At 57.8% G+C, this 18843-nt stretch carries 19 protein-coding genes; 9 read left to right on the top strand and 10 right to left on the bottom strand.

Going from position 1 to position 18843, the window contains the following annotated elements; all coding sequences use genetic code 11:
- The first annotated feature begins 12 nt into the window (after positions 1–12).
- Complete coding sequence (ppk1, locus tag AO277_RS18345) at positions 13–2223, top strand: polyphosphate kinase 1 (RefSeq protein WP_044318550.1); 2211 nt, start codon at positions 13–15, stop codon at positions 2221–2223.
- Here the strand turns inward: ppk1 and ppx are convergent.
- The 5 genes from ppx to AO277_RS18375 all read right to left on the bottom strand — a co-directional run bounded on the left by ppx (position 2210) and on the right by AO277_RS18375 (position 6966).
- A complete protein-coding gene (gene ppx, locus AO277_RS18350; protein ID WP_044318551.1) occupies positions 2210–3712 on the bottom strand; it encodes an exopolyphosphatase in 1503 nt (500 codons plus the stop codon). The genes ppk1 and ppx overlap by 14 nt on opposite strands.
- Positions 3713–4117: 405 nt before the next feature.
- Positions 4118–4852: an amino acid ABC transporter ATP-binding protein gene (locus tag AO277_RS18360; protein ID WP_003317352.1), complete on the bottom strand. Its 735-nt coding sequence runs from the start codon at positions 4850–4852 to the stop codon at positions 4118–4120.
- Entirely contained in the window at positions 4839–5489 is a 651-nt protein-coding gene (locus tag AO277_RS18365; RefSeq protein ID WP_044318552.1) for an amino acid ABC transporter permease, read from the bottom strand. Before AO277_RS18365 ends, AO277_RS18360 begins: the two co-directional genes overlap by 14 nt.
- Positions 5486–6151 carry an amino acid ABC transporter permease gene (locus tag AO277_RS18370; protein ID WP_004666535.1) on the bottom strand — a complete coding sequence of 222 codons (666 nt, stop codon included), beginning with the start codon at positions 6149–6151 and terminating at the stop codon, positions 5486–5488. The genes AO277_RS18365 and AO277_RS18370 overlap by 4 nt, the downstream gene beginning before the upstream one ends.
- 29 nt (positions 6152–6180) lie before the next feature.
- Positions 6181–6966 carry a transporter substrate-binding domain-containing protein gene (locus AO277_RS18375; protein ID WP_002551557.1) on the bottom strand — a complete coding sequence of 262 codons (786 nt, stop codon included), beginning with the start codon at positions 6964–6966 and terminating at the stop codon, positions 6181–6183.
- 249 nt (positions 6967–7215) lie between these two features.
- Between AO277_RS18375 and AO277_RS18380 the strand changes: the two genes are divergently transcribed.
- The 6 genes from AO277_RS18380 (at position 7216) to AO277_RS18405 (ending at position 13301) form a co-directional block, all read left to right on the top strand.
- The gene (locus tag AO277_RS18380; RefSeq protein WP_044318553.1) at positions 7216–7932 is read left to right on the top strand and encodes a FadR/GntR family transcriptional regulator; all 717 of its coding nucleotides are present in this window, start codon (positions 7216–7218) and stop codon (positions 7930–7932) included.
- 108 nt (positions 7933–8040) lie between these two features.
- Positions 8041–8370, top strand: a complete 330-nt coding sequence (gene trxA, locus AO277_RS18385) for a thioredoxin TrxA (RefSeq protein WP_044318554.1) — start codon at positions 8041–8043, stop codon at positions 8368–8370.
- A 231-nt stretch (positions 8371–8601) separates the two neighbouring features.
- Complete coding sequence (gene rho / locus AO277_RS18390) at positions 8602–9861, top strand: transcription termination factor Rho (protein WP_044318555.1); 1260 nt, start codon at positions 8602–8604, stop codon at positions 9859–9861.
- Between the two features lie 128 nt (positions 9862–9989).
- The gene (gene ubiD / locus AO277_RS18395; RefSeq protein ID WP_044318556.1) at positions 9990–11456 is read left to right on the top strand and encodes a 4-hydroxy-3-polyprenylbenzoate decarboxylase; all 1467 of its coding nucleotides are present in this window, start codon (positions 9990–9992) and stop codon (positions 11454–11456) included.
- Complete coding sequence (locus tag AO277_RS18400; RefSeq protein ID WP_004655176.1) at positions 11456–12424, top strand: CDP-6-deoxy-delta-3,4-glucoseen reductase; 969 nt, start codon at positions 11456–11458, stop codon at positions 12422–12424. The genes ubiD and AO277_RS18400 overlap by 1 nt, the downstream gene beginning before the upstream one ends.
- A gap of 208 nt (positions 12425–12632) precedes the next feature.
- Positions 12633–13301, top strand: coding sequence for a gamma-glutamylcyclotransferase (locus AO277_RS18405; protein WP_002551563.1), 669 nt, complete (start codon positions 12633–12635; stop codon positions 13299–13301).
- Here AO277_RS18405 and glpT read toward each other — a convergent pair.
- On the bottom strand, positions 13287–14663 hold the full coding sequence (gene glpT, locus AO277_RS18410; protein WP_044318557.1) for a glycerol-3-phosphate transporter: 1377 nt from the start codon (positions 14661–14663) through the stop codon (positions 13287–13289). The genes AO277_RS18405 and glpT overlap by 15 nt on opposite strands.
- A gap of 273 nt (positions 14664–14936) precedes the next feature.
- Between glpT and AO277_RS18415 the strand changes: the two genes are divergently transcribed.
- Entirely contained in the window at positions 14937–15602 is a 666-nt protein-coding gene (locus tag AO277_RS18415) for an energy transducer TonB (protein WP_099259090.1), read from the top strand.
- Positions 15599–16234, top strand: a complete 636-nt coding sequence (locus AO277_RS18420) for a hypothetical protein (protein ID WP_044318559.1) — start codon at positions 15599–15601, stop codon at positions 16232–16234. The genes AO277_RS18415 and AO277_RS18420 overlap by 4 nt, the downstream gene beginning before the upstream one ends.
- A gap of 101 nt (positions 16235–16335) precedes the next feature.
- Here the strand turns inward: AO277_RS18420 and AO277_RS29245 are convergent, their stop codons facing one another.
- From AO277_RS29245 to AO277_RS29780, 4 genes are all read right to left on the bottom strand, one after another.
- The gene (locus AO277_RS29245) at positions 16336–17103 is read right to left on the bottom strand and encodes a hypothetical protein (protein WP_236691229.1); all 768 of its coding nucleotides are present in this window, start codon (positions 17101–17103) and stop codon (positions 16336–16338) included.
- A gap of 209 nt (positions 17104–17312) precedes the next feature.
- Positions 17313–18104, bottom strand: a complete 792-nt coding sequence (locus AO277_RS18430) for a hypothetical protein (protein WP_044318560.1) — start codon at positions 18102–18104, stop codon at positions 17313–17315.
- 47 nt (positions 18105–18151) lie between these two features.
- Complete coding sequence (locus tag AO277_RS18435; RefSeq protein ID WP_044318561.1) at positions 18152–18424, bottom strand: bacteriocin immunity protein; 273 nt, start codon at positions 18422–18424, stop codon at positions 18152–18154.
- Positions 18421–18792: a pyocin-S2/colicin E7-DNase domain-containing protein gene (locus AO277_RS29780; protein ID WP_330218096.1), complete on the bottom strand. Its 372-nt coding sequence runs from the start codon at positions 18790–18792 to the stop codon at positions 18421–18423. Before AO277_RS29780 ends, AO277_RS18435 begins: the two co-directional genes overlap by 4 nt.
- Between the last annotated feature and the right edge of the window lie 51 nt (positions 18793–18843).

Consider the following 18843-nt stretch of genomic DNA (forward strand, 5'->3'; position numbering starts at 1 on the left):
ACAGGATCATTCATGAATACCGAAGCACTCATCGAAGCCGCTGTTGAAGTCGATGTGCCGCAGGCGACGCCCGCGGTTGAACCTGACATCGAAGTAATCCCGGCCATTGAGGCGCCTGCCGCTGCGGTGCCCGCTATCGTCGCTCCGAACCTGGACGACAGCAGCCTGTATATCCACCGTGAACTGTCGCAATTGCAGTTCAACATCCGGGTACTGGAACAGGCGCTCGATGAGTCCTACCCGTTGCTGGAGCGGCTGAAGTTCCTGCTGATCTTCTCCAGCAACCTCGATGAGTTCTTCGAGATTCGTGTCGCAGGTCTGAAGAAACAGATCACCTTTGCCCGTGAACAGGCCGGTGCCGACGGTTTGCAGCCGCATCAGGCGTTGGCCAGAATCAGCGAGCTGGTGCATGGTCATGTTGATCGCCAGTACGCGATCCTCAACGACATTCTGCTCCCGGAGCTGGAAAAGCATCAGGTCCGCTTCATTCGTCGCCGTCACTGGACGGCCAAGCTCAAGGCCTGGGTACGTCGCTACTTCCGTGACGAGATCGCGCCTATCATCACCCCGATAGGTCTGGACCCGACGCACCCGTTCCCGTTGCTGGTCAACAAGAGCCTGAACTTCATTGTCGAGCTTGAAGGTATCGACGCCTTCGGTCGCGACTCGGGTCTTGCGATCATCCCGGCACCGCGTTTGCTGCCGCGTGTCATCAAGGTGCCGGAAGAGGTTTGTGGCCCAGGCGACAACTTCGTGTTCCTGTCGTCTATGATCCACGCTCACGCCGACGACCTGTTTCAGGGCATGAAGGTCAAGGGCTGCTACCAGTTCCGTCTGACCCGAAACGCCGATCTGGCGCTGGACTCGGAAGACGTGGAAGACCTGGCACGTGCCCTGCGCGGTGAGCTGTTCTCGCGTCGCTACGGCGATGCGGTACGTCTGGAAGTGGCGGATACCTGCCCCAAACATTTGTCGGACTACCTGCTCAAGCAGTTCAACCTGAACGAGTCCGAGCTGTATCAGGTCAACGGGCCGGTCAACCTGACGCGCCTGTTCAGCATTACTGGCCTGGACAGCCACCCTGAATTGCAATACCCGCCGTTCACGCCAGCGATCCCCAAACTGCTGCAGAACAGCGAAAATATTTTCAGCGTGATCAGCAAGCAGGACATTCTGCTGCTGCATCCTTTCGAGTCGTTCACGCCGGTTGTCGACCTGCTGCGTCAGGCGGCAAAGGATCCACACGTTCTGGCTGTGCGCCAGACGCTGTACCGCAGCGGAGCGAACTCGGAAATCGTCGATGCGCTGGTTGATGCGGCGCGTAACGGCAAAGAGGTCACCGCGGTGATCGAACTGCGCGCCCGTTTTGACGAAGAGTCCAACCTGCAACTGGCCAGCCGTCTTCAGGCTGCCGGTGCGGTGGTGATCTACGGTGTGGTCGGCTTCAAGACCCACGCCAAGATGATGCTGATCCTGCGTCGCGAAGCCGGCGAGATCGTACGTTATGCACACCTCGGTACCGGTAACTATCACGCCGGTAATGCGCGTCTTTACACCGATTACAGCCTGCTGACCTCTGACGACGCATTGTGCGAAGACGTCGGCAAACTGTTCAGTCAGCTGATCGGCCTGGGCAAAACGCTGCGCATGAAGAAACTGCTGCATGCGCCGTTCACGCTCAAGAAAGGCATGCTCGACATGATCGCCCGCGAGACGCAATTTGCGCTCGACGGCAAGCCTGCGCACATCATCGCCAAGTTCAACTCGCTGACCGATCCGAAGATCATCCGGGCGTTGTACAAGGCCAGCCAGTCCGGTGTGCGCATCGATCTGGTGGTGCGCGGCATGTGCTGTTTGCGTCCGGGCATCGCCGGGGTTTCGCACAACATCCATGTGCGCTCGATCATCGGCCGATTCCTGGAGCACACGCGGGTGTTCTACTTCCTTAACGGCGGCGACGAGCAAATGTTCCTGTCGAGTGCCGACTGGATGGAGCGCAACCTCGACAAGCGTGTCGAGACCTGCTTCCCGGTGGAAGGCAAGAAGTTGATTCTGCGTGTGAAGAAGGAGCTGGAAAGCTACCTGACCGACAACACCCACAGCTGGCTGTTGCAGCCAGACGGGCGTTACGTGCGCAGCACGCCGACCGGCAATCAGAACGCCCGAAGCGCCCAGGCGACCCTGCTGGAGCGCCTGAGCAACCCGGTTCTCAGCGTACGCTGAAGACGATGCCGACTCGGGTCAGCCACTCCGCTTCCAGCGCGAAGTCGGCCTGAGTCAGCTGGTTGTTTTCCAGCCAGCCTGTGGGGAACTCGGCGTCCAGATTCGGGCCGTCGGCACGCAAGATCACACGCGGCATCTCCTGGGTGCCACGAATGTGGTGAAACAGAATCGCAAAGCGCAACAACACGCACAGGCGAATCAGCTTGATGCCTTCTGCGCCGAAATCGGCGAACTTGTCCTTGGGAATATTACGGCGATGACCGCGCACCAGCAGAGCGAGCATTTGCTGGTCTTCGCGGGAGAAACCGGCAAGGTCAGAGTGCTCGATCAGGTACGCGCCGTGCTTGTGGTAGTGATAGTGAGCAATGTCCAGGCCAATCTCATGCACCTTGGCGGCCCAGCTCAGCAGTTCGGCGTAGCTCTCGTGTTGCAATTCCCAGCTTTCGGCAACCTGCTCCAGCGCATGCAGCGCCTTGGCTTCGACGCGTGCGGCCTGTTCCAGATCAACATGGTAGCGCTCCATCAGCGAGCTGAGCGTGCGCTCACGCACGTCTTCGTGATGGTGGCGGCCCATCAGGTCGTACAGCACGCCTTCACGCAGGGCACCTTCGCAGTGATCCATGCGCTTGAGCTCAAGCGCATCGAAGATCGCTTCCAGAATCGCCAGGCCTGCGGGGAAAATCGCGCGGCGGTCGGGCTTGATGCCGTCGAAGTCGATCTTTTCGGCGTCACCCAGCTTGAACAGCTTGCGCTTGAGCCAGGCCAGCCCTTCGGCATTAACCTCGCCAGCGCCGTAACCGTTGGCCTTGAGCGCCAGGCCGATAGCGCGAATGGTGCCTGACGAACCGATGGCTTCATCCCACTTCAGGCGATGCAGCGCATGTTCGATGCTCATGATTTCCAGGCGGGCAGCGGTGTAGGCCTGTGCGTAACGCGCGGGTGTCACCTTGCCGTCGCGGAAGTAGCGCTGAGTAAAACTCACGCAGCCCATCTGCAGGCTTTCACGCAGCAGCGGCTCAAAGCGCTGGCCGATGATGAATTCGGTACTGCCGCCGCCGATGTCGGCGACCAGTCGCTTGCCGGGGGTGTCGGCCAGCGTGTGCGAAACGCCCAGATAAATGAGGCGCGCTTCTTCGCGGCCGGAGATCACTTCCACCGGATGGCCGAGAATCTCTTCGGCGCGATGAATGAAGTCGTTGCGGTTGCGGGCTTCGCGCAGCGCGTTGGTCCCCACGATGCGTACGGCACCGGGCGGCAGGCCATTGATCAGCTGGGCAAAAAGTTTCAGGCAGTCGAGACCGCGCTGCATGGATTCTTCAGTCAACTGGCGTTCTTCGTCGATGCCAGCGGCCAACTGCACCTTCTCGCCCAGGCGCTCAAGAATGCGAATTTCGCCCTGATTGGCTTTTGCCACAACCATATGAAAGCTGTTGGAGCCCAGGTCGATGGCGGCGATCAGTGAAAAATTCTTGGGTGTTGAGTGCGGCATGGTCAGGAAATCCAGTTCGATAACCGGACCATCGTGCCACGATCCATGCCTGCCGCCAACGCGAAGCTGTCCAGGCAGCGGAAATACCCGGTATTACTCTTGTGAGATGGCGGATGGCTAGCTAATCAATGTGATAGTTATGTCATTGTCGTGCCGATGCTTTGCGTTCCCACGTTGGAGTGCTCGGCGTGATACACAGTCCGGACAATTGAGCTTACAGGCTTCTGGCCGAAGGCCGTGGGAGCGAACTTGTTCGCGAAGACGGTGTGCCAGGCGATGCATCTTCGGCGGATGTACCGGCCCTTTCGCGAACAAGTTCGCTCCCACAGGGGCGTCCACTACTGCGTTCCTACACTGGAGGAACGATGACCCCACCTATCGTGCGACGCTCTGCGTCCACTCTTGTCACGCATGCTCTACGGTGCCGATGAAGTTCGCCAGTTCCGGGGTTTTCGGGTTGGCGAAGAGTACTTTCGGGTCGCCCACTTCATGCACCTTGCCCTGGTGCATGAACACCAGCTTGTCGCCCACTTCACGGGCGAAGCGCATTTCGTGGGTCACCATGATCAGGGTCATGCCGTCGGCGGCCAGCTGGCGCACCACGCTGAGCACTTCGTTGACCAGCTCCGGGTCCAGCGCCGAGGTGATTTCGTCGCACAGCAACACCTTGGGCGACATCGCCAGTGCGCGGGCAATCGCCACGCGTTGCTGCTGGCCACCGGACAGGCGATCCGGGAAGGCGTCGAACTTCTCGCCCAGCCCTACACGCTCCAGCATCTTTCTCGCCAGCTTTGCCGCTTCGGCCTTGGGCACCTTCTGCACGACCTGTGGGGCGAGCATCACGTTCTCGCCCACGCTCAGATGCGGGAACAGGTTGAACTGCTGAAACACCATGCCGACCTTCTGACGCAGGGTGCGCAGATCGGCGCGTGCGGCGTCCAGATATTCGCCATCGACCTCGATCACACCATCGTTGATCGACTCCAGGCCGTTGAGCGTGCGCAAAAGGGTGCTTTTGCCCGAGCCGCTGCGACCAATGATTGCCACGACCTGGCCCTCTTCGACCGACAGATCGATGCCTTTGAGTACGTGATGATCGCCATAGTATTTATGCAGGGCGGAAATTCTAAGCAGAGGCATGCAGTCTCCTTTCCAGATGGCGCGCGCACAGCGACAACGGGTAGCACAGGATGAAGTAGCCCAGAGCAACGAAGCCATAGACCATGAAAGGTTCGAACGTAGCGTTGGCCAGCATGCTGCCGGTCTTGGTCAGTTCGGTGAAACCGATGATCGACGTCACCGCAGTGCCTTTGACCACCTGCACGGAAAAGCCGACCGTCGGCGCAACCGCGATGCGCAACGCCTGCGGCAGAATCACGTAACGCATCTGCTCGAATGGGGTCAGCGCCAGGCTCGCGGATGCTTCCCACTGGCCCTTGGAAATCGATTCGACGCAGCCACGCCAGATTTCCGCAAGGTAGGCGCTGGTAAACAGCGTCAAGGCCAGTGCCGCCGCAGCCCAGGGCGAAATGTTCATGCCCATCAGGGCAACACCGAAGAACACCAGAAACAGCTGCATCAGCAGTGGCGTGCCTTGAAACAATTCTATATAGAGCTTGGCGGTCACACGCGGGCCGGTTTTTTCCGAGGTACGCATGCCCATCACCAGCAAGCCGATCAAGCCACCGCCAATGAAGGCCACCAGCGACAGGGCAACGGTCCATTGCAGGCCGATCAGCAGATTGCGCAGGATGTCCCAGAGGGTGAAATCCATCAGCTGTTCCTCGATATGTAGCGACGCCCGATCCAGGCCAGCAGTTGCCGGATCAGCAGCGCCATGGCCAGGTAAATCAGCGTGGTCACAATGTAGGTTTCGAACGAGCGGAAGTTGCGCGACTGAATGAAGTTGGCAAAGAAGCTCAGTTCTTCAGTGGCAATCTGCGAGCAGACCGCCGAGCCCAGCATCACAATGATGATCTGGCTGCTCAGTGCCGGCCAGACCTTGCCCAGCGCCGGAACCAGCACCACGTAGCGAAACGCTTCATAACGATTCATCGCCAGCGCTGCCGACGCTTCAAGCTGTCCCTTGGGAATCGCCTGGATGCCTGCCCGAATGATTTCTGTCGAGTAGGCGCCCAGGTTGATCACCATCGCCAGCACCGCTGCCTGCCATTCCGAGATCTGCACGCCCAGCGACGGCAGGCCGAAGAAAATGAAGAACAGCTGGACCAGAAACGGTGTGTTGCGGATCAGCTCGACATAGATCGCAAAGATCGTCGCAAAGGGCTGGATCTTCCAGGCCCTCACGACGGCACCGACAATGCCGAGGCTGACGCCCAGCAGGGTGCCAATGGCCGTAAGTTCCAGCGTGAACAAAGCCCCGCGCAACAGCACATCAATGTTCTGCAGGACCGGTGTAAAGTCGAAATGATAAGCCATTGGTGAATCCTGTTACCGGAAAGCAGTGATCAGAGATCGGCAGGCAGCGGTTGCTTCAGCCATTTCTGGGAAGCTTTTTCCAGCGCGCCGTCAGCCTTGGCGGCGTTGAGGATCTCGTCGACCTTGCCCAGCAGTTCCGGCTGGCCTTTGTTTACGCCGACATAAACAGGCGAATCCTTGAGTTTCACTTTCAGCGCTGGAATGCGCTTGGGGTTGCGCTCGCTGATAGCGACCATCACCACGTTGCCGCTGGCGATCAGGTCGGTCTGGCCAGCCAGGTAGGCGGCGATGGTCGAGTTGTTATCTTCAAAGCGCTTGATGGTTGCGCCTTCCGGTGCAACTTTCGACAGCTCGATGTCTTCGATCGCACCACGGGTAACACTGATGGTCTTGCCCTTCAGGTCAGCGATGTCCTTGACCGGAGAATCAGGTGGGCCGAATACCGCCAGGTAGAACGGCGCGTACGCGCGGGAGAAATCGATGACTTTCTCGCGATCCGGGTTCTTGCCCAGGCTGGAGATCACCAGATCAACCTTGCCGGTGGTCAGGAAAGGGATGCGGTTGGTGCTGTTGACCGGCGTCAGTTCCAGCTTGACCTTCAATTGGTCGGCCAGCAGTTGCGCGGTGTCGATGTCCAGGCCGCGAGGCTTCATGTCCGGACCGACCGAACCGAATGGCGGGAAGTCCTGCGGAACGGCCACCTTCAAGGTGCCACGCGCTACAACGTCGTCCAGGCCGTTGGCGTGGGCGGGTGTCTGGCTCAGCATCAGGCTGGCAAACAGTGCAGCAAGCAGGGCGCTGTAACGCTTGGTCATAGAAATCTCCGGGCGAAACGTAGGATGTTGGTCCGTCTCCAGTGCACAGCGCATGCCATCAGGCGGTGACGTGCCATAACTCAAGCTTTGCAGCGTGTTTATGGTCTTACTGGTCTGACCAGTAAAGGTGTGGCTCGCCCTGCTTTGGCGCGTTGAAAAGCGCCGCCGCCCCAGCACTGGGCGTCGCTTGCCGAATCTTCGGGATGGCGATAAAAGGGATTTTTACTGGACTGACTGGCCTGAACAGTGATGCCCCACACCTCACTCGCAGTACCCGAATCAGCCCTCCGGGCCATTCGCAAGTTGATTGCCGAGCAAGGCTACAAGCCCGGCGAAAGCCTGCCATCGCAGCGCGATCTGGCTGTTTTGCTGGGAGTCAGTCGTGCTTCATTGCGTGAGGCCTTGTCATCGCTCAGCGCATTGGGAGTGGTCAGCGTCCAGCCGGGTAAAGGCGTGTTCGTGCAGTCCATTTCTGAACCAGAACAGCGCACGAGTGGTTTTTCCTGGCCTTTCGAGGCACAGGTTTCTCCGGCCGACACGTTTCAACTGCGCTACGCGCTGGAAGGCTTCGCCGCGGGCTTGGCAGCCGTCACCCTGACCGCTGATGAACGAGACGTGCTTGAAGACAATGTCGAGGCCATGCGTCTGGAATTGCGTGCCGGCGACTTCGAGGCCGCAGCCCGGCTGGACTTCGAGTTTCACCGGCATATTCTGGTCGCCAGTGGCAATCAGGCCATGCTGGGGATCGTGATCGCAGGTGCCGACATCTTCCTTGAGAGCCAGAAAATGCCGTTCATACGTGCGGCAAGGGTCATGAAAACCTGGCAGGAGCACCGCAAGATCCTTCGCGCGCTGGCCCGGCATGCGTCGGGGCCCGCGCAAAAGGCCATGCAGGATCACATCCGTGGCGCAGCGCTTCGTACTGGCATTGTTTCGTTTCGCCTTCCAGCTGAGCCTCTGCCATAACTCCAGTCATGCACCACCATAGCCAGACTCAATGAACCTTCGCTTCCTGAATGACTTGCGGCCCGCTATGATGAGCGTCGTTTTTCGCCTATGACCTCGGAGACTTCCATGAGCAACGAAAAGATCAAACACGTCACCGACGCTAACTTCGAAGCCGAAGTACTCAAGGCTGAGGGTGCTGTGCTTGTAGATTACTGGGCTGAGTGGTGCGGTCCGTGCAAGATGATTGCCCCGGTGCTGGACGAAATCGCCGACACCTATGTCGGCAAGCTGACAATTGCCAAGCTGAATATTGACGAGAATCAGGAAACCCCTGCCAAGCATGGCGTGCGCGGTATCCCGACGTTGATGCTGTTCAAGAATGGCAACGTCGAAGCTACCAAAGTGGGCGCTCTGTCGAAGTCGCAGTTGGCCGCGTTTCTCGACGCCAACATCTGAAGCACTTCAAAGCCCCGCAAATAGCGGGGTTTTTTTCGGGTGTCGTACTAGACGCCTGGAAAATCAGGTGGTACATTCGGCCCCGCAACGGCTTCTCCGTTGCCCCCTGCTAGCCGTCGCCGACGCTCTCCTTTCGATTTAGTACGCGATCCTGTCGCCTTTTCTGCGGCGCGGCCTCATTAAGCCAAAAGCTTAATTTCCCCCTCCATACATGATTACGTCATTCCCCATATGAACCTGACTGAACTCAAGCAAAAGCCGATTACCGAATTGCTCGAAATGGCCGAACAGGCTGGCATAGAAAATATGGCCCGTTCGCGTAAGCAGGACGTCATTTTTTCCCTGCTCAAACGGCACGCCAAAAGTGGCGAGGAAATATCCGGTGATGGCGTGCTGGAGATTCTCCAGGACGGCTTCGGTTTCCTGCGCTCTGCAGACGCTTCCTACCTGGACGGCCCGGATGACATCTATGTCTCCCCTAGCCAGATCCGCCGCTTCAACCTGCGTACCGGCGACACCATCGTTGGCAAGATCCGTCCACCAAAGGAAGGTGAGCGTTATTTCGCTCTGCTCAAGGTCGACACGATCAACTACGACCGTCCGGAAAACGCCAAGAACAAGATTCTGTTCGAAAACCTGACGCCGTTGTTCCCGACTATTCGCATGAAGATGGAAGCCGGTAACGGTTCCACCGAAGACCTGACCGGTCGTGTGATCGATCTGTGCGCACCGATCGGTAAAGGTCAGCGTGGTCTGATCGTTGCTCCGCCGAAAGCGGGCAAGACCATCATGCTGCAGAACATCGCGTCGAACATCACGCGTAACAACCCGGAAGTGCACCTGATCGTTCTGCTGATCGATGAGCGTCCGGAAGAAGTAACCGAAATGCAGCGCACCGTGCGCGGCGAAGTGGTTGCCTCGACATTCGACGAACCGCCAACCCGTCACGTACAGGTTGCCGAAATGGTGATCGAGAAGGCCAAGCGCCTGGTCGAGCACAAGAAAGACGTCGTTATCCTGCTTGACTCCATCACCCGCCTGGCTCGCGCCTACAACACCGTCATCCCGAGCTCCGGCAAGGTACTGACCGGTGGTGTCGATGCTCATGCGCTCGAGAAGCCAAAGCGCTTCTTCGGTGCTGCGCGAAACATCGAAGAAGGCGGCTCGTTGACTATTATCGCCACCGCACTGGTTGAAACCGGTTCGAAGATGGATGAAGTCATCTACGAAGAGTTCAAGGGTACTGGCAACATGGAGCTGCCTCTGGATCGCAAGATCGCAGAGAAGCGTGTGTTCCCGGCCATCAACATCAACCGCTCCGGCACACGCCGTGAAGAGCTGTTGACCGCTGATGACGAGTTGCAGCGCATGTGGATCCTGCGCAAGCTGCTGCACCCGATGGACGAAGTCGCGGCTATCGAGTTCCTGATCGACAAGCTCAAGCAGACCAAGACCAACGATGAGTTCTTCCTGTCCATGAAACGCAAGTAACTGGCAGGCTGAAACAAAGAATGGTGTCCTTCGGGGCACCATTTTTTTTGCCCGCGCGCCGCCGATTAGCTGCCTTGAAGGGCTGGAGCAGGTACGATGTGCGTCTATTTGGATAAATGGCCGGGTTAATGAAATTCAAAGATCTTAGGGATTTCGTGCAGCAGCTTGAGCAGCGCGGAGAGTTGAAACGCATCCAGATGCCGATCTCGCCTGTGCTGGAAATGACTGAAATCTGTGACCGTACCTTGCGTGCCAAGGGCCCGGCCCTGCTGTTCGAAAAACCGGTCGGTTTTGATATCCCGGTGCTGGGCAACCTGTTCGGCACGCCAGAGCGCGTAGCCATGGGCATGGGCGCCGAAGCGGTCAGTGAGCTGCGTGAAATCGGCAAGCTGCTGGCGTTTCTGAAAGAACCCGAGCCGCCCAAGGGGCTGAAAGATGCCTGGTCCAAGCTGCCCATCTTCCGCAAAGTCATCGCCATGGCCCCCAAGGTGGTCAAGGATGCACCCTGCCAGGAGATTGTAATCGAAGGCGATGACGTCGATCTCGGCATGCTGCCCGTGCAAACCTGCTGGCCGGGCGACGTCGCACCGCTGATTACCTGGGGCCTGACGGTCACCAAGGGCCCGAACAAGGAGCGGCAGAACCTCGGCATTTACCGTCAGCAGGTCATTGGCCGCAACAAGATCATCATGCGTTGGCTCAGCCATCGTGGCGGCGCGCTGGATTCTCGCGACTGGTGCGCCAAGCATCCCGGCGAACCTTATCCGGTTGCCGTCGCGCTGGGCGCTGACCCGGCGACCATTCTCGGTGCCGTGACGCCAGTACCGGACAGCCTGTCCGAATATGCCTTCGCCGGGCTGTTGCGTGGCTCGCGCACTGAGCTGATCAAATGCCGTGGCAGCAATCTGCAAGTGCCGGCCAGCGCCGAGATCGTGCTGGAGGGTGTGATTCATCCGGGCGAGATGGCCGACGAAGGGCCTTATGGCGACCACACCGGCTATTACAACGAAGTCGACAGCTTTCCGGTATTGACCGTCGAGCGCATCACGCACCGTATCAAGCCGATCTACCACAGCACCTACACCGGCCGTCCACCGGATGAGCCCGCCATTCTGGGCGTCGCGCTGAACGAGGTGTTCGTGCCGATTCTGCAAAAGCAGTTTCCGGAGATCGTCGATTTTTACCTGCCGCCTGAAGGTTGCTCCTATCGCATGGCGGTGGTGACCATCAAGAAACAGTACCCTGGTCATGCCAAGCGCGTGATGCTGGGGGTCTGGTCGTTCCTGCGCCAGTTCATGTACACCAAGTTCGTGATCGTCACCGACGATGACATCAATGCTCGTGACTGGAATGACGTGATCTGGGCCATCACCACCCGCATGGACCCCAAGCGCGACACGGTCATGATCGACAACACGCCTATCGATTACCTCGATTTTGCCTCTCCGGTGTCCGGGTTGGGATCGAAAATGGGCCTGGACGCCACTAACAAATGGCCAGGCGAAACCACGCGTGAATGGGGCAGGGCTATCGTCAAGGACGAAGCCACCACACGCCGCGTGGACGAGATCTGGACTCAGTTGGGAATAGACTGATGCGCGTAACCTTGCAGCCGTCAGGTGCGGTGCTGGACACCCTGCCGGGCGAGCGGATTCTCGATGCTGCGCAGCGTCTGGGCTATGAATGCCCGCAGAGCTGTCGCAACGGCAACTGTCATATCTGCTCGGCCTTGCTGGTCGAGGGGCGGGTGATGCAGTCGGGTCAGGAGCTTGATCACGGTGAGATTCATACGTGTGTAGCAGAGCCGCTTGAAGATTGTGTTGTGCTCTGGGATGGCGTGCTGGCCAAGGGTGAGCTGCCGGTGCGCAGCTTTGCCTGCCAGTTGAGCGAGTGTGTCGAAATCGGTGGCGATGTCTGGCGGGTAGGCTTGCGCGCCCCGGCAGGCAAACCACCGCGTTATCACGCTGGACAGTACCTGATGATCGAGCGGGAGAATGGCGAGAAGTCGGCATTCTCCATCGCATCGGCACCGCACAGTGGCCGTGATCTGGAGCTGCATGTACTGGCTCGTGAAGACAGTGCGCGCAGCCTGATCGAGCAACTGCAACGCAACAAAATGGCGCGGGTCGAGCTGCCGTTTGGCGATACCCACCTTGCCGAGCTGCCGGACGGGCCGTTGGTACTGATCGCTGCCGGTACAGGTATGGCGCAAATGAACAGTTTGCTTGAGCACTGTCGCTCAGCAGGCTTCAGTCATCCGGTGCATTTGTACTGGGGCGTGCGTCGGCCCGAGGATTTTTACCAGGTCAGCCACTGGGATGAGTGGACGGCACTGCCGAACCTGTTCCTGCACAAGGTCGTCAGTGACCTGTGTGGCTGGGAAGGGCGCTGTGGTCTGCTGCACGAGGCAGTTTGCGAAGACATCAAGGACCTGTCGGCGGTTTACGTCTACGCCAGCGGCTCGCCTGCCATGGTTTACGGAACGCTGGACGCTCTTGTCAGTGCCGGAATGGACGCTCACCAGATGCGCGCAGACGTATTCGCCTACGCACCGCGTCCGTAACGCCGGACTGACGGCTGCATAACTGGAGTGTAAATTGCTTCAGCTGCTTATAGCTTACGGCGATGTCAATTCGCCGCCAGACAACTTTTTGTAGAGGCAGGCCTTTGGTCTGTGGCAACAACCGAACCACGACACCCTGATGCCGCTCACCCACGAGCGAGTCAGCGGTGCTCGGTAAAAACTGACAGCCAGACTGTCAGGGGGGCAAATGGAGAATCCAATCAACGAGTTGGCCGCTGCAGTGCATGACGGCCTTGGGCTGACGTACCCGCCCGTTATCGATCTGGGTCCGCAGCTTACCCGCGAGCAACTGCTCGCATCCATGGACGCCACCATGCGTCTTCACAAAGGCGGCCCGGTCTGGCTGTTCGCCTACGGCTCGCTAATCTGGCGTCCCGAGTGCACTGCGGTAGAGAGCCAGCGCGGTCGAGTGCACGGTTATCACCGTGGGCTTTACCTGTGGTCGCACGAACATCGCGGTACGCCTGAGGTGCCAGGCCTGGTATTCGGGCTGGATCGCGGCGGTTCATGCACCGGCTTTGCCTATCGCCTGCCGGATGAATGCCTGGAGAAATCGCTGCTGGCCTTGTGGGAGCGTGAGATGCCGTATCCGTCGTATCGCCCGCACTGGCTCAATTGCCGCCTTGAAGACGGCAGGAAAGTACAGGCGCTGGGCTTCGTGCTGGAACGGCATTTGCCCAGCTACGCTGGCAACCTGCCCGACAGCGTGCTGAGCCAGGTGCTGGCCAGCGCCAGCGGGCGCTATGGAACCACTCGCGAGTACGTGGAACAGACGGCCAAGGCCCTGCGTAGCCACGCCATGCCAGACCTGAATCTGGAGGCGCGGCTCAAACGCTGCAAGTCAGAGACCGCCTGACCGGCCTTTGGGCCAGTCCCTGGTATCGCGCGAGGTGCTGGCGACCTGTTTGTGCCGCAGCGTCGGCGCAAGGAATGCCATCGCCAGAATGCACGCGCCGATCAGCAGCACAAAGCCGCCGTCCCAGCCGAAGTGGTCGACCGTGTAGCCCATCGCAGCACTCGCCGCGACCGACCCGCCCAGATAGCCGAACAGCCCGGTAAAGCCGGCTGCCGTACCCGCTGCCTTCTTCGGCGCCAGTTCCAGCGCCTGCAGGCCGATCAGCATGACCGGGCCATAGATCAGGAAGCCGATGGATACCAGCGCGATCATGTCGACGGTCGGGTTGCCTTCAGGGTTCAGCCAATACACCAGCGTGGCAATGGTCACCAGAAACATGAACACCATGCCGGTCAGGCCACGATTGCCCTTGAAGATCCTGTCCGACATCCAGCCGCACAGCAGCGTGCCCGGAATACCTGCCCACTCGTAAAGAAAATAGGCCCATGAGGTCTTGTCGACCGTGAAGTGCTTGGCTTCTTTCAGGTAGGTCGGGGCCCAGTCCAGCACGCCGTAGCGCAGCAGATAAACGAACACGTTGGCCATCGCGATGTACCACAGGAACTTGTTGCGCAGCACGTATTTGACGAAGATTTCCCGGGCGCTGAATTCCTCTTCGTGGCTGGCATCGTAGCCTTCCGGGTAATCGTTCTTGTAGTGCTCGATAGGCGGCAGGCCCACCGATTGCGGGGTGTCGCGCATGGTGGCGAAAGCAAAGACCGCCACCAGCAGCGCAACGGCCGCCGGCACATAGAATGCTGCGTGCCAGTCGTTGGTCCAGCCCATGCCGAGCAGGAACAGCGGGCCGATCAGGCCGCCGCCGACGTTGTGCGCCACGTTCCACACTGACACCACGCCGCCGCGCTCTTTCTGCGACCACCAGTGGACCATCGTCCGCCCGCTTGGCGGCCAGCCCATGCCCTGTGCCCAGCCATTGATGAACAGCAGCACGAACATGATCGTGACACTGGACGTCGCCCACGGCGCGAAGCCGAAGATGAACATGATCCCGGCAGATACCAGCAGGCCGAAGGGCAGGAAGTACCGCGGGTTGGAGCGGTCCGAAACGATCCCCATGAGGAATTTCGACAGGCCGTAGGCAATCGCGATGGCCGACATCGCCACGCCCAGCTGGCCACGCGTATAGCCTTCGTCGATCAGATACGGCATCGCCAGCGAGAAATTCTTGCGCAGCAGGTAGTAACCGGCATAACCGATAAAGATGCCTGCGAAGATCTGCCAGCGCAGACGCCGATAAGTGCTATCGACCTTTTCTTCGGGAAGGGGTGCCTGATGCCTGGCAGGGCGGAAAAACCCAAACATGGAGAAGCTCCTGATTATTGTTTTTTTGCGAATGCGAATATTACATTTTCATTACAGAAAAAAGCAGTGCCTTTAGACTGATTTTTTGTAGGAGATACCGACGTTTTCCTGTTCTTTTATGAACATTTGGCGAGCGTTTGTATGTGTTTCAAAAGTTTGGGATGGGTCCTACAGGCGTATCGGAAGACGCGTGCTTACTGGCTTTTCGGCAGGCTTTTACCATCGTCGTCATTGCGCCGCAGCGGCGCACCACGACGATGAGCCCATACAACAATGAGAATTTTCGCCTTCATGATTGCCGTCGCACTGGCCCCGCACGTTGGCGCGACGGAGTCATTTCTGGTGCCGGTGTACACGCCAGCACCGGTGTTTCCTCCTGAACTGGTCAAGACCCGCTACGCAGGCAAGGTCCGGGCACAGCTGTGGATAAAGTCCGACGGTCAGGTCCGCGAAGTCAGGGCCGTAGAGAGCGGCCACCCGCAACTCGCTGAAGCGGTGGAGCAGGCGCTCCGTCAATGGCGCTACAAGCCTTGGGTGGGAACAGTCGGCGCGCCGCCCATGACCACGATCACCGTGCCGGTGATTTTCGGCTCCCATGGCTATAGGCGTTTCAATACCGAAGTCACCGTCGGCCTGGGCAACATCCGTTGCGGTTACCTCAACCACGAAGTGAAATCCGCCCGCCAGGACTATCCCAAAGGGCCGCTGAGTAAAGTCGACGTGTTCTGGTACACCGGGCAGGCGCTGTTCGGCAGTCATGTTGCCAACCAGCGCAGCGAGCCCCAGCGCAAGGCGTTGCTTGAATTGCTCGGAGCGTCGATACCTGCGGTAGTGAGCAACTGCAGAAGCAATCCGGATCATCTGTATGGGGATTACCTGCCTGGGCCGGTCAAGGTATTGATGGTCGGGTTGGCCGAGCAAGCGGAGGGCAGCGAATGAGCCGCGTGCTGAGTGTGATCGTGTTGGCGGGGTTACTCTCGGCGGGGACAGCACAGGCGTTGCCGTCGTATCCGGTGCCGTTGTATATGCCGGAGCCGGACTATCCAGCGTCGATGCGTTATGCCTTGGTAAAAAACAGTGTCACCGTCAGGATTTTCATTCAGGCCGATGGCGGCGTGCGCTTTCTTGAAGTGCGGGGGGCAACTGATCCGAGGTTCATCAGCCTGACCCGAAGTGCTGTTGAGCTATGGACCTTTGAACCCTGGGAGCCACCGGCCTCTCATCCCGAGGGCGAAGCAGTTACGGTCACGTTTACCTTCACAGGGCGACCACACACCAACCCGCCGCTGACATCCAATGCCGAGCTGAAGCAGGAGTTGTGCTGGCAGTTGAACAGGGAAATGTTCGAGGGTCGCAACTGGCGCAAGGACGTCAAGCCGGATGCGCTAATGCGGACAGAATTGTACCTGTCGAGCGGTCCGGTCATAGAGCAATTTCTCACCCTGGACGAGCGTCAGGCATTGGTTGTTGAGCTGCTGGAGGCGGCGCCGGGCATTATCGCCCAATGTCAAAAAAATCCGATGCGTAAGTATGTGGATTATTTGCCGGAGAATGTGAGGAAGGTGTTGTAGGAAGGGCGGGGCATCAGCGAAGTGCCAGTATCAAAGCAGTTTCAGAATGCAGCCCTGTGGTTGACGACGACCCTGTGTTTCATCAGAATGCTCGCGAGGGCTCAATAAGAGCAGGGCCTGCTCGATTCAATGACGATACCGGCGAGCAGGTGTGGATTGTGCGAGGCGTCACTCGTGCGGTAGCGGCAACTGGCGACAACGGTTGGCTTTCGACCCCTTTCAGGCCTCGTGTCTGGACGTGCTAAGCAAGCGCTGCGACTACCAGCCCTCTCGTACTCTGAAAAAGGCGCCTCTGGCGCTTTTTTTGGTTTCAGAGTCCCTACTTTGATCGCCGGTCGCCTCCTAAGTATTTTGTAGGCGGTGACCACCGAGTAGAAAAATCCTCGTTCAGCTTCTTCTTGTGGGGACAAAATTGCGCACCCTCTGGCATTGCGTATGACCGTAAGTCGATGCCCATCACGCGTCTGATAACCCTCGCAATAAATCTGTGCACCTGCACTTAAAATTCCGGCAACAAATGCAGATACATCCTGAATGGTTTTGCAGCCAGACTTGGCCAGTTCATGACCGTGCCCCTGCCAAATGTGGTTGACTCCAAAACCGCTACTGAAGCCGAAATGCTTACCTACACGCAAATAAATTTCTCCGCCTGGCAAGGTCAGGTTGCGGCTTTTGTACGTAGAAATGTAACCGAAGCTCAACTCTCCTGAGGTCGGGTGAGGGATGCAATAATCTTTGTCTAGAGTGGAAAAGTCATAAGCTGTCGGCATATCCGCCGTGGCCAAAACAGTCTGTGTTACCTGGTAAGCCAAGTCAGGCTCGGTCGGCGGCGTTAATGCTGACAAAATCAAGTCGTCCGTAACAAGCAAGGCCCGAGTCGGGAAAGCGGCTATTTTCTCACAGCTTTAATCGTGTTAACGGCGAAGTTGCTATCAGTTATTTCAAGGAGGCGGAGGTCAGGGTCGAGCATGATCTGAGTAGCGATCAGGTCTGTTTTGATGCCTTGCGTCAGTTCCACTTGATGCACAGTGCCGGGACCAAAGCGTCATCGCCTTGGTCCCGGCCTTGTCGCGAAAGATTAGTGAGTGACGCTCATATGTTGAATCGTTTCAAGCTGGCTCAGTCCGAGCGCGCCGTGAGCGTTGATCGCGTTCGAGAAGTCCGTGATCGCGATTTCGATAGTGCCTCTCAGTGCCTTGATTGCATTATCGATTTCTCGCGACGCTTCAGGTCCAAATGTCACCTCGACCGCATGGCGGGATTCGGCCTTTTTAGCGCGAGCTTCCTCGGCTTTGCGCAAGGCCAAAGCGTGCTTGGCTTCTTCGACCTGACGCTGTGCAAGTTGTAACGCGGCCTCTATGGCCCGCTGCTGCGCTGCTTGTTCCTCCGCGAGTCGTCGAGCTGTCGCTTCAGCCTCGGCTCTTGCGCGCGCTGCTTCTTCGGCTTGGCGGTGTGCGGCTTCTTGGGCCATGCGCTCGTTATACTCGCGTTCCTGTTCTATTAGCCGAGCATGCAGCGACTCGAGATTGCCTTTGAGTTCGTTTAGAAAGCGGATGCTCTCCATATGAAAGCGGGCGTCTCCCGTCATATAGTAAAAATCAGTGGGCACTCCGCTTGGCATACCCCGCATCTGTGCGTTTAACTCAAGAGACGATTTATCCCAGGGGTCAGTGCCCCACAAAAAATACGAATTGTCGATGTGGTCCTGTCGCAAGGGCGCACGTTTGCTGGCAACCAGATGATTGATAGCGTGTATGTGTTTATCGGTTATATCGATGTAACGTGTTCCGTTCCAGTCGCCGACGTGAGCCGCAAGCTCGGCTTGCAGAAAGCCAGGTAATTGCTGGAGGTGATGATGTAATTCTTCCATGGATAATTTCCTTTTTATAGTGTTTGAGCTGTTAGTTTATGGAGGGCTTAACTTTTGAATCCAGGCTTGCCATTTTTAGCTCGCCATTCTTTGATTACTTTCAGAACTCCTTCGGGGTTGTCCTCTTGGCCTTCCTCAGGATAAAATATTACGTCCGACTGTGCGGGGTGTTCGGTCACTTTAATGAAATGCTGCAACAATACGTCGACATATGCCCCATATTCTTTCCCTTCAAGCTTGTTGCGCTCGGGAGAGAACTCCCTCAAAAAATCAAGAAACTCTTCTTCAGTGTAATCTTCAAATTTTTCTTTCATAATCATTGTGAACGGTTCCTATGATGCTCTATATGTTGTTTTGGTGTCATGATGACTAGATTGTCTACGTCATACACCGCCCCGCCGTTTGCAATTTCTTCCTTGTGGTGAATCTCGAATTTTGTACGCCGTCCTACCTGATCTTCTAATTTTGGATGCGGTGCGTTACCAGCCTTCATTAATTGCAGGTTCCGCTGACTAAACTGTTGACTGATTTCTGAGTCATTTGCCACAGCTTTCCAGATGGATTCTCTCTGACGGCCGAAATTGCTGAAGCGTACCCCACGCAATTGATCTGCAACTTGAGAAGGAATTGGAGCCCCCTCAGCCCGAGTCCTAGGGTTTGTCTGAAAAGTCGCCTTGGTTAAAATGATGTCCTCTGGTTGCCAAGAGGGCCATCATGACTGACCGTTATGAAATTTCAT

It is taken from the genome of Pseudomonas amygdali (assembly GCF_002699855.1).
Lineage (GTDB): Bacteria > Pseudomonadota > Gammaproteobacteria > Pseudomonadales > Pseudomonadaceae > Aquipseudomonas > Aquipseudomonas amygdali.